We start from the raw sequence: 12688 nt of genomic DNA on the forward strand, positions 1-12688 counted from the left end.
CTTGGTCTGGTTCTTGCCGGTCTTCTCGTTGAACTGGATCGACAGACGGTCGCCCTTCAGCAGGTTGATGCCGTTGAAGCTCGAGTCCTTGGCGAGATCGTCGATCTTGTCGCGGATGTCGTTATACTGGTCGATCAGGTTCGAACGCACCGCAGACGTGATGCCCGAAGAGGTGATCGAGGTTCCGGCAGCGGAGTTGTCGGTCAGCGCAAAGCCGAAATCGGTGTTGTCGCTGGTGGCGCCGGTGGCGAGCGTCGTGGAGGCGGTGCTGGCCGTCGTGATCTCACCCGCGGTCGGCGCGCCGGCAGCCGCAGGCGTGAAGGTCGTGGTGCCGATACCGAACTGAACCTTGTCGGAGCCGTTGCCCTTGACGTTGAGCTGGCCCTTCTCGTCGACGAAGGCGGTCGCAACGCCGGACTTGTTGATCTCGTTGACGACGTCGCGGACGGTGCTGTTCGTGCTGAGGAAGCTCGCGGTGTAGGTCGTCGAGCCCGAAGTCAGCGAGATCGAGGTGACAGCCTCGTCGCCCGCCGCCAGGGTGGCGCCGCCGACGTTACCAGCATAGGTCGCCGTGGCGGTATTGGCAGTCGCGCCGTTGTCATCGACGATGCGCTTGTCGAGGGCGATGTCCTTCAGGCTCTTGCTGGTCAGGGCGGCTTCCGATGCAGTCGCGAGAGCCGTGCCGGCCTTGGTCGGGCGGTTCTGAGCCGCGTCCGACTGCGCCTGCTTCAGCGTCGACTGCAGTGAATTCACCAGCTTGGTGATGCCGTCGATGCCCTTGGAGGCGGCCTGAATGGTCTGGATGCCGTTCGAGATGCCGTCGAGCAGGCCCGTGAGCTGGCTGGAACGGTCATTGAGCGAGGCGGCGGTGAAGTAGTTGACGGGGTTGTCTACCGCGCTGTTGACCTTCTTGCCGGTCGCGAGCTTGAGCTGGGAGGCGGCGGCCTGGGCGGCGGTCGACTGCAGCGACGAGAGAGCGGAACGAACGCCCGAGGAGAGAGAGACGGCCATCTGTGTTTACCTTCTGGTATGGAGCCTTCTGGCGCCCAAGCCGTTCTGGCCAGGACGGGCCGACCCTGCTGCGCCAGCCCGTAACAACCGGTAAATTTTGGCCGTCGAATTGCAGCGGATCGGCGGCTTGTCGGGGCGTGGTTAAGCAGCCGCTAACGGGGTCGACTTCCGCCTGATCGCCTCGATCCCTCGGATGCGCCGTCCGGATCCCATGCGCGCGCCCAAACGCAAACCGCCCGCGCAGGGCACGGGCGGTTTGCGGATCCGGTGGAAAGGAGACGGGGAGGCGCTCAGGCCGTCCGCTCGATCTGGTGATGGGATTCGCTCGCTTCCCGTGCCCGATCGGCGAGCTCGCGCGAATAGGCGCGCAGTTTCAGGAGCGTCTCGTCCGGCAATTGCGAGATGGTCTCGCCGGTATCCGGGTCTTTCTTCTGCAGCACGATCGCCCGGGTCTGCGGGTCGATGATCAGCTTGCGCTCGACCGTCTTGTCGGCGGTGCGGGCGGCGGCGCGCTCGTTCTGGTCGTTCGCCTGGGCGCGGCGCTCGCCATCGGCGCGGCTTTGCGCGTCGCGGGTCTCGGCGCGAACCTCGACATTGACGGCGGAGCCGGCCGGGGCCGATTGCACGGTCTTCTCGGGGGGGAGGTCCACGGCGACGCTGCCGGCCTGGGCCGTGACGTCTGCGCGGGAAACCGGCGGCGGGCCGATCACGGCCGCGAGCCTTGGTGCATTGCCAAAATCCATGACCACTCCTTCTGGAGTCGCTCACGGCGCCGTTGCGCCGCTCTCGTCCGATGCCGGGGAGCGGACGAGGCTACCCGACACTACGGAGATTGGCAGAAAAGATTGAATCCGGCGTCAAGAAATTAGGTAAATCTTTAGAGTTTCCGGCGCAGTCGGCGCGTAAACTCTTTATATACCAAGGGGCTGGCCGCGGTGATCCCCGGCCGACGTGAGCCTGCCGTATCGGCAGATCGCTCACAGCCGGCGCGAGACGACCAGCGGTCCGGAATTGGGGCGGGCGAAGACGCCGGCACCGACCGTGGCGGCCGGGCCGTAGCCGTTGGCGCGCATCGGCTTGTTGGCATCGGCGGCGAGGTCGCGGACGATCGATTCGGAGACGGCGCGCGCCGTCGCCAGCACGATCTGGTTGGTCTCGATCAGACCCTGGAAGGCGAGATGGGCGTCCTTGAGCCGCTTGACCTCTGCCGGCACGAAACGCGCCAGCGCCACGGCATTCAGCTTCACCTGCTCGACGCCGCGCATGTAGATGCCGGCGAGCTCGGTCTTGCGCGGCTCGCGGGTCATGGCTTCCGGCAGGCGGCCGGCGCGAACGAGCTCCGTCTCCTCGCCGACGAGATGCGAGAGGGCGCCGAGCGCCTCCAATACGGCTTCGATGAGGGCGCGGGCACCGAGGGCGTCGGCGATGCGCGGGCGTTCGTCGAGGATCGGCCTAGCTGCCAGCATTCTGAACTCCGCCGGCGGCCTGCTCCTGGAGGCTGAGCAGGTCACGCATGATCTGGTTGGAGAGGCCGATCCCGCCGGCCTTCTGAATCTGCTTGGCGTATTGCTGGCTGAGCTGCGAGCGCCAGATGCCGCCGCCGGTACCGTTCTCGCCAAGCGGGCCCTCGGTGCCTTCGCTGGCGGTGAGCCGGTCGGTCATCTGCTCCAAGAACATGGTCTCGAAATCGTCGGCCTGCTTCTTGGCCTTGGCCTTGGCCGGATCGAGCGCGTCCGCAATGCCGCCTGCAACCTTGCCGGCGACGCCGAGGGCGAGATTCGCGGCCGGAAGCGCGAGGGCAACAGTCATTACATCACCTCGATTTCGGCCTGCAGGGCGCCTGCCGACTTGATGGCCTGGAGAATGGAGATCAGGTCGCGCGGGCCGATGCCGAGCGCGTTGAGCCCGTCGACCAGCTCGGCCAGCGTCACGCTTTCGCGGACGAGGGCGAGCTTGTTGCCGCCGCCGGTGTCGACCTTGACGTTGGTCCGCGGCGTCACGACGGTCTGGCCGCGGGCGAAGGGCTCGGGTTGCGACACCTGCGGCTGCTCGCTGATCGTGACCGTGAGGTTGCCCTGCGCCACGGCGACGGTGGAGACGCGGACGTCCTTGCCCATGACGATGATGCCGGAGCGCTCGTCGATGACGATGCGGGCGAGCTGGTCGGGCTCGATGCGCAACTGCTCGATATCGGTGAGCAGCTTGATCATGTTGCCCTTGAAGCGGGCGGGGATCTGCAGGACGACCGTCGAGGGATCGGTCGGCTCGGCCGAGTCGCCGCCGACGAACTCGTTGATCGCAGCGGCCATGCGGCGGGCGGTGGTCAGGTCGGGATTGCGCAGCGACAGGCGCAGCGTCTGGAGCTTGTTCAGCGCGAAGTCGATCTCGCGCTCGACCACGCCGCCATTGGCGATGCGGCCGACGGTGGGCACGCCGCGCGTGATCTTGCTGGCGTCGCCTTCGGCCGAGAAGCCGGAGATCGCAACCGGACCCTGCGAGACCGCATAGACCTCGCCATCGGCGCCGAGCAGGGGCGTGACCAGCAGCGTGCCGCCCTGCAGCGACTTGGCGTCGCCCATGGCGGAGACCGTGACGTCGACGCGGGTGCCCTGCGTCGAGAAGGGCGGCAGGTTGGCCGTCACCATCACGGCGGCGACATTGGCGGTGCGCATGTTGGCGCCGCGGGTGTTGACGCCGAGACGCTCCAGCATCGCGGTGAGCGACTGCTTGGTAAAGGGCGTGTTGTTGAGCGTGTCGCCGGTGCCGTTGAGGCCGACGACGATGCCGTAGCCGAGCAACTGGTTGGTGCGCACGCCTTCGACCGAGGCGAGGTCCTTGATGCGCGACAGCGCGAACACCGGCTGCGACGACAGGCCGACGACCATGGCCAGCATGGCGGCCAGCGGCTTCAGCAGCGTCTTCAGGGCGGGGTTGCGGAACATGCGTCTGGCACCAGCGGGCAGTTGAACTCGCTTCCGCCCTTGCGAGGGCCATGCCAAACCGCTCGAATTTGAAAAGCCTTGTTTGTCAGTCCTTTGCAGTTTGGGGTCATGCTCGGGAGACCCTCACAGGGCCTGCGCTTCCTGCCGGGCCGGCAGTTTCTGCCGGGCAATTTACCGGCTGTTAACCGTCTTCCGGCAAGAGTTCGTTAACCCTTCCGGATCGTCGCACATCGCCAAGTGACGATCCGGATCCCAATCTTGGCATCGGGTTCTTCCGACAAGTGGCATCCACTTTTCGGTCCGATGCTCCAGAGGCCGCCGATGATCAGGATCGACCAGCGCGCGCCCGTTTCGAATGCCGGCCCGGCCAGTTCCGCGAGGCGCTCGAGCGGCGCGGCCTTCACGCTTCCGACGCAGGACAGCGCGACCGCGGCCCGCAGCAGCGGCGTCAGCGCGGCCGGACCGCTCGACACGCTGCTCGCCGTGCAGGCGCAGGAGGATTCGCAGGACCGCAAGCGCCGGCAGGCGCGGCGCGGACATGACCTGCTCGACGGGCTCGACCGTCTCAAGGCGGCGCTGCTCACGGGCCGGGTGCTGCCCTCCGAGCTGGAGCGGCTGCGCACGACGCTGTCGCTGCGGCGCGAGACCACGGACGATCCGCGCCTGGACGAGGTTCTGGCGCACATCGAATTGCGCGCGGCGGTGGAGCTCGCGAAGCTTCGCCGTTAAAAGGCGTCATGCTCGGGCTTGACCCGAGCATCTCCTGCCGGATGAGGCATTTTCACCCTCAATCTTGTTAGAGATTCTCGGGTCTGCGCTGCGCTTCGCCCGAGAATGACGGCGGCCGGGCTACCGAATGAACTGATCCACATACTCCGCGCCGAGCCCGTTTTGGGCGTAATGCGCGCGGCATTTGTCGATGCGGGTGAAGACGTCGTCGTAGCCCAGGCATTTGCCGTCCGGGTCGACATAGATCATCGCGCCGTTGACCTGGAACATGGTGATCATCTCCTCGACATCGGGATCGACCACCAACGTATGGGTCTCGCCCGGCGCCTCGTAGACATAGGCACCCTCTGTCGCGACCCAGTCGTGTTCGAGGTAACGCCATTGGCCCTTGAGTACGTAGCCATGCACCGGCAGCGGATGGCGGTGGCGCGAGAGCACACCGGCGCGCCGGACCTTGAGCAGGTTCATCCAGTAGCCGCGCGAGGTGCAAAGGAGCAGGGGGCGGAACCAGACATTGTCGTCGACGGGAACCCAGACGCGCTCGTCGGTCGGGATCACGTTGGGGACGATCAGTTCCGGCGGCGATTCCTTCGGCTGGGGATGGCGATAGGGCGTCCAGCGCTCCTCCTGCGTGGCCGCGACGGGGATCGGGCTCGTCGTGTTCATGGCGTCTCTCCCGGGCTGATGTTCTGATTCAAGCTGCGTGCAATCTGATTCAGCTTCCTGGCCCAAGCTCTTGAGCCGGAATCGTTTTTCTAGACGGCGAGGTAGCCGCCATCGACCGGCAGGATGGCGCCGGTGACGAACGCAGCCGCATCCGACAACAGGAAGGCGATGGCGCCGCCGACATCGCCGGGCTTGCCCCAGCGGCCCATCGGCGTGCGGGCGAGGATCGGCGTCGAGCGCTCGGCATCCTCGACCAGCGGGCGCGTCAGCTCCGTCTCGATCCAACCCGGCGCCACAGCGTTGACGCGGATACCCTCCTGCGCCCAGGCGGCGCCGAGCGACTTGGTCAGCTGGCCGATGCCGCCCTTCGAGGCGGCATAGCCCGGCGCGAAGGGCGAGCCGTGGAAGGTCAGCATCGAGGCGATGTTGACGATGGCGCCGCCGGCCTTGTCCGCGCCCTTGGCGGCGAGCTTGTCCCTGGCCGCGAGGCACATCCGCATCGTGCCGTTGAGATTGACCTCGATCGTCAGGCGGAAGGCGTCGATCTCGAATTCCTTGCCGCCGCGCTGGATCATGCCGGCGCAGTTCACCAGCGCGTCGAGGCGGGGGCAGGTCGCGACGATGGCCGCGACCTGATCGTCGCGGGTCACGTCGAGCCGGGCATGGCGGATGGCGGGATGGGCCGGCGCTGCCGCAACCTCGTCCTCGGTCAGGCCGGTGGCGAGCACATCGTAGCCGGCGGTGGCGAGGGCGAGGGCTGCGCCCGCGCCGATTCCGCGCGTGCCGCCGGTGACGAGGGCGAATTTGGTCGAGGGCGCGTGTGTCATGAGGCGAGGCTAGAGCGGCCCGCGCCCGTGTGGAAGGCAGGATGATGCAGGCCGCCATGCGATGGCGGCCGTGCCGGTCATTCCCACTTGTATTTCAGGGAGAGCATGGCCCGGCCGCGCGTCTCGAAATCGCTGGCGACGAGCGGCACCTTGCGGGCCAGCGTGACATCGAAGGAGGTCTGCCAGGGCAGGTCGGCGAGTTTGGCGAGATCGACCGATAGCTTCATCTCCGGCGTCAGCGCCGTGTGCAAGCCGTCGCCCGGCGCGAAGACATAGTTGCCGGCCATGGCGAGCTGGGAGGTCAGGGTGAGGTGCGGGAAGAGCTCCTGCCGGTATCCGATCAGCGCTTCCCCGATCTGTTCGGGGCTGCCGTAGAGCGCGCTGCCGCCCCCGGTCGCGAGGCCCCAGATGAAGCCGTCTCCGCCCGTGACCGGCTGCGCCAGCCGCCAGCGCAGCTCGGCATTCCGCGTCGCGCCGGCGCTGGCCGGATCGGAGATCGTGGTCGAGAGCGAAAAGACGTCCTGGCCCAGCTTGAAGCCGACGGAACGATCCTGTTCGGTGCTCGTCATGGTCTGGCGCGCTGCGAAGCCCTTGCGGATGGTGTCGACGGGGATTGGTGCGCGCGCCCGCAGATGCGCGCCGGAAGCTGCGGCGGCACGGCCGAGCGCGGCGAGGCCTGGATCGAAGACGATGGCATCGGATTCGTTGGCGAGCGATGCCGTGGTTGTGTCCGCGTCGGGATCGGCCAGCGCGCCACGCGGGATCGGCAGTGGCGCGGCGGGCGGTTCCTCGGCCGTCTGCGGCGCGGAGGCGAGGGCGGGACTGAGCATCGCCACGATGAGCGTCGCCAAGAGAAGAAGCGTGGCCGGCTGGAGGCCGGCGCGAAGATCGAGACTGAAACGGAACACGTCGTTCGTCCTGTCGCTATGACGAGCGGCAGGTCAGGCTAGGCGCGGAAGGTGCCGATTTTGCGGCAGTGCAGCATAAACCTACCCTGTCGCATTGCCCGAAAGCTGCGCTTCCCCCGCCGCCCTTAACCCGCTAGGAAGCGACCCAGCCGCGGGCCGCGGCCAAAAGCCGGGCCCCGGATCGTTCTATCTGGAGAGAACAGGGGTCATCGCATGAGCAAGATCAAGGTCGCCAACCCGGTCGTCGACATGGACGGCGACGAGATGACCCGGATCATCTGGCAGAAGATCAAGGACACGCTGATCTTCCCGTATCTGGACCTGGAACTCGATTATTACGACCTTTCGGTCGAGAACCGCGACGCGACCAACGACCAGGTCACCATCGACGCCGCCAACGCCACCAAGAAGCACGGCGTTGCCGTGAAGTGCGCGACCATCACGCCGGACGAGGGCCGCGTGAAGGAGTTCAACCTCAAGGAAATGTGGAAGTCGCCGAACGGCACGATCCGCAACATCCTCGGCGGCGTGATCTTCCGCGAGCCGATCATCTGCAAGAACGTGCCGCGTCTCGTGCCCGGCTGGACCCAGCCGATCGTCATCGGCCGCCATGCCTATGGCGACCAGTATCGCGCGACCGATTTCAAGTTCCCGGGCAAGGGCACGCTCTCGATCAAGTTCGTCGGCGAGGACGGCAAGGTCATCGAGAAGGAGGTCTTCAAGGCTCCCGAGGCCGGCGTCGCCATGGCGATGTACAATCTCGACGACTCGATCCGCGACTTCGCCCGCGCTTCGCTGAACTACGGCCTGATCCGCAAGTATCCGGTCTATCTCTCGACCAAGAACACCATCCTCAAGACCTATGACGGCCGCTTCAAGGACATCTTCGAGGAGATCTACCAGGCCGAGTTCAAGGCCGAGTTCGACAAGCTCGGCATCACCTACGAGCACCGCCTGATCGACGACATGGTGGCGTCGGCGATGAAGTGGTCGGGCGGCTATGTCTGGGCCTGCAAGAACTACGATGGCGACGTGCAGTCCGACACCGTGGCGCAGGGCTTCGGCTCGCTCGGCCTGATGACCTCGGTGCTGATGACGCCGGACGGCAAGACCGTCGAGGCTGAGGCCGCGCACGGCACGGTGACCCGCCACTATCGCGAGCACCAGAAGGGCAAGGAGACCTCGACGAACTCGATCGCCTCGATCTTCGCCTGGACCCGCGGCCTCGCGCACCGCGCCAAGCTCGACAACAATGTCGAGCTCGCCAAGTTCGCCTCGCTGCTGGAGAAGGTCACGGTCGACACCGTCGAAGCCGGCGACATGACCAAGGACCTCGCCCTTCTGGTCGGCGCCGAGCAGAAGTGGCTCTCGACCACCGGCTTCCTCGAGAAGGTCAGCGACAACATGCGCAAGGCGATGGCCGCCTGATTTCGAGCGCATCGTCGCGTGGAATGAGAAGCCCGGCCGAAAGGCCGGGCTTTTTCGCATCTGGCTTCCGGCTTTGTCGCCTTCAACGGGTCGGAAGCGGACTTTCAGTGTGGTCCAGCATAATGTTGCGAAAGCTCAGCTTGAACTCAGCGGAGACCAGCGTGACTGAACCAGCCATCACACCATCGATGACCCTCTATATTGCACCCGGCTCAAGCTCGATGGCTGCCCATATCGCGCTTTACGAGGTCGGCGCTACCTTCGAGGTTCGTCCACTCTCGTTTCACCGTCGTGAAAACCGTGCTCACGAGTATGTAGCGCTCAATCCAGAAGGTAAGGTCCCAACACTCGTTATCGACGGCCGACCACTCACGGAGGTGGCCGCAATTCTTTTCTACCTCGCCCGGCAGTTCCCGAAATCCAAGCTGCTGCCCGATAATGCGGAGGGACAGGCGCAGGCTGTGTCCTGGATGTCCTTTGCCGCCGCGACCCTGCACCCGGCCAGAAGGCTGGGCCTAGAGAGAGCGGCGGCCGTCTACGCTATAGCTGACCGGCGAATGACTGGACGGAAATGGGTTCTCCCTGGCTATTCCATTGCCGACATTCATCTCTTCCGCTTGTTCTGGCGATTCAACGCTTCATTGCGGCCGCCGCCTGGAGCTTTCCCGAACCTCTCGGCTCACCACGACCGGATGCTAGATCGCCCCGCAGTGCAACGCACGATCGAGGCCGAGGCCGCAATCGGATATGAACTGCCCGCTTAATCTCAAGGAAGAGCCTCCGCAATCGATCGAAAGTGACCGCACCTAGACTATTCCACCCTCACCAGCCGCCGCGCTAGAATCCGATGCTCCGCTAGCGGTGCGTGCATAACATAGCGCAATTCGTAGAGACCGGGCTGGTCGGGCGCTTCCAGCATCGCCTCGACATTCTCGGCCGGGAAGAAGCGCGGGCCGTCCGCATCGGCCGGCGCATCGGGTCTCACCAGCATCACACGATCCTGCTCGCCATTGGGGCCGATGCCCCGTACCGGCAGGCCCTGGCCGCGGCTGATGCGCTCGGGCGCGGCGAGCGTCGCGCTCGGCTCGGTGGTGGCGAGCGGCTGGCGCAGCAGGATCACGGGCGCGCCGTCCTTCTCGACCGTCAGGCGCAGCTCGTAGGTGCTGATGGCGCCGGGCGTCGGCAGGGCCGGCACCGTGTTCTTCAACGCGACGACGACGATCGCCTTGTCCGCCGGATCGTCCGGCCGGGCGATGGCGAGGCGAGCGCCTTGCGGTGCGTTGCTCAGGAGGACGCTAAGCGGGGCGCCGGCCATGATGGTCCGCGCCGCCGAAAGCGAAGGCTGCGACACGCGCGGCGTGGGCTTCTCCTGCTTCTGTGCGGCAGCCGCAGCCGGCCAGAGGCCGGCCGCGATCAAGAGAGCGCGGCGGGAGAGGGCGCCCATGGCGGCGCCGTTCTGCCGCGACGCCATCAGCCCATCGCGGCTGCGACGGCGTCGAGCGCGGCTTGCGCCTTGCTGCCGTCCGGCCCGCCGGCCTGGGCCATGTCGCGGCGGCCGCCGCCGCCCTTGCCGCCGAGCTGCTCGGAAGCCGCGCGGACCAGCGCGACCGCGTCGAAGCGCTCGATCAGGTCGGGCGTGACGCCGACGACGACGCCGGCCTTGCCGTCATCGGCGACGCCGACGATCGCGACCACGCCGGAGCCGACGCGGGCCTTGGCCTCGTCGGCCAGGCTCTTCAGGTCCTTCATCTCGATGCCGGTGACGGCGCGGGCCAGGAGCTTGGCGCCGGCGATCTCGCGGACCGGATCCTCGGTCGCGCCGCCGCCGCCCATGGCGAGCTTCTTGCGGGCCTCGGTCAATTCGCGATCGAGCTTGCGACGCTCCTCGATCAGGGCGGCCAGGCGATTGCCAGCCTCCGCCGCCGGGACCTTGAGCAGGCTCGCAAGCCCGTCGAGCAGGCGCGATTCCTCGTTGAGGCGCAGGCGCGCGCCATTGCCGGTCATGGCTTCGAGACGGCGCACGCCGGCCGCGACGGCGCCTTCGCCGACGATGCTGACGAGGCCGATATCGCCGGTGCGCGACGCATGCGTGCCGCCGCAGAGCTCGACCGAATAGGCGCGGCCGGCCGGGTTCGTGCCCATCGCGACGACGCGGACCTCGTCGCCATATTTCTCGCCGAAGAGCGCGCGGGCGCCTGAGGCGATCGCCTCGTCGACGCTCATCAGGCGGGTCGTGACCGGCTCGTTCCGGAGGATGATCGCGTTGGCGATCTCCTCGACCTCGCGCAATTCCTCGGCGCTGATGGGCTTGGGATGCGAGAAGTCGAAGCGCAGGCGGTCGGCCGAGACCAGCGAGCCCTTCTGCGCGACATGGTCGCCGAGGACGAGGCGCAGCGCCTCGTGCAGGAGGTGCGTCGCCGAGTGGTTGGCGCGGATCGCGGTACGGCGCTCATGGTCGACGACGAGCTCGACGGCGGCGCCGAGCTTCAATTCGCCTTCCTTGACCGTGACGCTATGGGCGAAGACGTCGCCGAGCTTCTTCTGGACGTCGGAGACCTCGACGACAACGCCCGGGGCCTTGACCACGCCGGCATCGCCGACCTGGCCGCCGGACTCGCCGTAGAACGGGGTCTGGTTGACCAGCATGAAGCCGCTCTCGCCGGCCTTGAGCGACTGCACCTCGGCATTGTCGCGGATCAGCGCGGTGACGACGCCCTCGGCGGTCTCGGTGTCGTAGCCGAGGAATTCGGTGGCGCCGACCTTGTCGCGCAGCGGGAACCAGAGCGTCTCGGTGGCAGCCTCGCCGGAGCCCGACCAGGCCGCGCGCGCCTTGGCCTTCTGCTGCTGCATGGCGGCGTCGAAGCCCTCGGTATCGACCGTGATCTCGCGGGCGCGCAGCGCGTCCTGCGTCAGGTCGAGCGGGAAGCCGTAGGTGTCGTAGAGCGTGAAGGCGACGTCGCCCTTGAGGCTCTGGCCGGCGGTCAGGTCCTTCGAGGCGTCGTCGAGCAGGGTGAGGCCGCGCGCCAGCGTGGTGCGGAAGCGGGTTTCCTCCAGCTTCAGCGTCTCGGTGATCAGGGCCTCGGCGCGCAGCAGTTCGGGATAGGCGCGGCCCATTTCGCGGGTCAGGGCAGGCACGAGCTTGTAGAGCAGCGGCTCCTTGGCGCCGAGAAGCTGCGCATGGCGCATGCCGCGGCGCATGATCCGGCGCAGCACATAGCCGCGACCTTCGTTCGACGGCAGCACGCCGTCGGCGATCAGGAAGGACGCGCAGCGCAGATGGTCGGCGATGACGCGGTGGCTCGCCTTCATCGGGCCGTCCGGATCGACCGAGGTCAGGTCGGCGATCGCCGTGATCAGGGCGCGGAACAGGTCGATATTGTAATTGTCATGCGTGCCCTGGAGCACGGCGGCGATGCGCTCCAGCCCCATGCCGGTATCGATCGAGGGGCGGGGCAGGTTGGTGCGGATGCCGCCGGCCGCTTCCTCGTACTGCATGAACACGAGGTTCCAGATCTCGATGAAGCGGTCGCCGTCCTGCTCGGCGGAGCCCGGCGGGCCGCCCCAGATATGGTCGCCATGGTCGTAGAAAATCTCGGAGCAGGGGCCGCAGGGCCCGGTATCGCCCATCCGCCAGAAATTGTCCGAGGTCGGGATGCGAATGATCTTGTCGTCGGTCAGGCCGGCGATCTTCTTCCAGAGGGCGTGCGCCTCGTCGTCCTCGGAATAGACGGTGACCGTCAGCTTGTCCTTGGGCAGGCCGAATTCGCGCGTGACCAGGGTCCAGGCATGGTGGATCGCCTGTTCCTTGAAATAGTCGCCGAAGGAGAAATTCCCCAGCATCTCGAAGAAGGTGTGATGGCGGGCGGTGTAGCCGACATTGTCGAGGTCGTTGTGCTTGCCGCCGGCGCGCACGCATTTCTGAGCGGTTGTGGCGCGCGAATAAGGACGCTTCTCCTGCCCGGTGAAGACGTTCTTGAACTGCACCATGCCCGAATTGGCGAACATCAGCGTCGGGTCGTTGCGCGGCACGAGCGGGCTCGACGGCACGATCTCGTGGCCCTGGGACTTGAAGTAGTCGAGGAAGGTCGACCGGATATCGTTGACGCCGCTCATCGCTATTTGCGCTTCTCAACTCGGGCAGAGGCCGGGCGCGCCCAGCAGGAAGGTCCGGTTCTAG

General features: G+C 66.6%; 13 protein-coding genes. 3 read left to right on the forward strand and 10 right to left on the reverse strand.

Features of this window, described 5'->3' with window-relative positions:
- The 5 genes from JHD80_RS15850 to JHD80_RS15870 all read right to left on the reverse strand — a co-directional run.
- The coding region (locus tag JHD80_RS15850; RefSeq protein WP_199089109.1) for a flagellin N-terminal helical domain-containing protein at nucleotides 1-1011 on the reverse strand (1011 nt) is incomplete at its 3' end.
- Between the two features lie 290 nt (nucleotides 1012-1301).
- The gene (locus JHD80_RS15855) at nucleotides 1302-1754 is read right to left on the reverse strand and encodes a flagellar protein FlaG (RefSeq protein WP_199089111.1); all 453 of its coding nucleotides are present in this window, start codon (nucleotides 1752-1754) and stop codon (nucleotides 1302-1304) included.
- Between the two features lie 234 nt (nucleotides 1755-1988).
- The gene (locus JHD80_RS15860; RefSeq protein ID WP_199089113.1) at nucleotides 1989-2477 is read right to left on the reverse strand and encodes a hypothetical protein; all 489 of its coding nucleotides are present in this window, start codon (nucleotides 2475-2477) and stop codon (nucleotides 1989-1991) included.
- On the reverse strand, nucleotides 2464-2820 hold the full coding sequence (locus tag JHD80_RS15865) for a rod-binding protein (RefSeq protein WP_199089115.1): 357 nt from the start codon (nucleotides 2818-2820) through the stop codon (nucleotides 2464-2466). Before JHD80_RS15865 ends, JHD80_RS15860 begins: the two co-directional genes overlap by 14 nt.
- Entirely contained in the window at nucleotides 2820-3905 is a 1086-nt protein-coding gene (locus JHD80_RS15870) for a flagellar basal body P-ring protein FlgI (protein ID WP_248311592.1), read from the reverse strand. Before JHD80_RS15870 ends, JHD80_RS15865 begins: the two co-directional genes overlap by 1 nt.
- Before the next feature lie 369 nt (nucleotides 3906-4274).
- On the opposite strand from JHD80_RS15870, the gene JHD80_RS15875 reads away from it, so the two are divergent.
- Nucleotides 4275-4682, forward strand: a complete 408-nt coding sequence (locus tag JHD80_RS15875) for a flagellar assembly protein FliX (RefSeq protein ID WP_210339907.1) — start codon at nucleotides 4275-4277, stop codon at nucleotides 4680-4682.
- 120 nt (nucleotides 4683-4802) lie between these two features.
- Here the strand turns inward: JHD80_RS15875 and JHD80_RS15880 are convergent, their stop codons facing one another.
- The 3 genes from JHD80_RS15880 to JHD80_RS15890 form a co-directional block, all read right to left on the reverse strand.
- Nucleotides 4803-5348, reverse strand: a complete 546-nt coding sequence (locus tag JHD80_RS15880; RefSeq protein WP_199089118.1) for a 2,4'-dihydroxyacetophenone dioxygenase family protein — start codon at nucleotides 5346-5348, stop codon at nucleotides 4803-4805.
- An 89-nt stretch (nucleotides 5349-5437) separates the two neighbouring features.
- Nucleotides 5438-6175 carry an SDR family NAD(P)-dependent oxidoreductase gene (locus JHD80_RS15885; protein ID WP_199089120.1) on the reverse strand — a complete coding sequence of 246 codons (738 nt, stop codon included), beginning with the start codon at nucleotides 6173-6175 and terminating at the stop codon, nucleotides 5438-5440.
- Between the two features lie 77 nt (nucleotides 6176-6252).
- The gene (locus JHD80_RS15890) at nucleotides 6253-7083 is read right to left on the reverse strand and encodes a hypothetical protein (RefSeq protein WP_199089122.1); all 831 of its coding nucleotides are present in this window, start codon (nucleotides 7081-7083) and stop codon (nucleotides 6253-6255) included.
- 213 nt (nucleotides 7084-7296) lie between these two features.
- Between JHD80_RS15890 and JHD80_RS15895 the strand changes: the two genes are divergently transcribed.
- Together JHD80_RS15895 and JHD80_RS15900 are read left to right on the forward strand one after the other, a co-directional pair.
- Complete coding sequence (locus JHD80_RS15895) at nucleotides 7297-8511, forward strand: NADP-dependent isocitrate dehydrogenase (RefSeq protein ID WP_199089123.1); 1215 nt, start codon at nucleotides 7297-7299, stop codon at nucleotides 8509-8511.
- Nucleotides 8512-8672: 161 nt separating this feature from the next.
- Nucleotides 8673-9275, forward strand: coding sequence for a glutathione S-transferase N-terminal domain-containing protein (locus JHD80_RS15900; protein ID WP_199089125.1), 603 nt, complete (start codon nucleotides 8673-8675; stop codon nucleotides 9273-9275).
- A 47-nt stretch (nucleotides 9276-9322) separates the two neighbouring features.
- Here JHD80_RS15900 and JHD80_RS15905 read toward each other — a convergent pair whose 3' ends face one another.
- A complete protein-coding gene (locus tag JHD80_RS15905; RefSeq protein WP_199089127.1) occupies nucleotides 9323-9982 on the reverse strand; it encodes a hypothetical protein in 660 nt (219 codons plus the stop codon).
- Nucleotides 9982-12624 carry an alanine--tRNA ligase gene (gene alaS / locus JHD80_RS15910; protein ID WP_199089129.1) on the reverse strand — a complete coding sequence of 881 codons (2643 nt, stop codon included), beginning with the start codon at nucleotides 12622-12624 and terminating at the stop codon, nucleotides 9982-9984. Before alaS ends, JHD80_RS15905 begins: the two co-directional genes overlap by 1 nt.
- Between the last annotated feature and the right edge of the window lie 64 nt (nucleotides 12625-12688).

Origin of the sequence: Allobosea sp. ASV33, from assembly GCF_016428755.1 — a bacterium.
GTDB lineage: Bacteria > Pseudomonadota > Alphaproteobacteria > Rhizobiales > Beijerinckiaceae > Allobosea.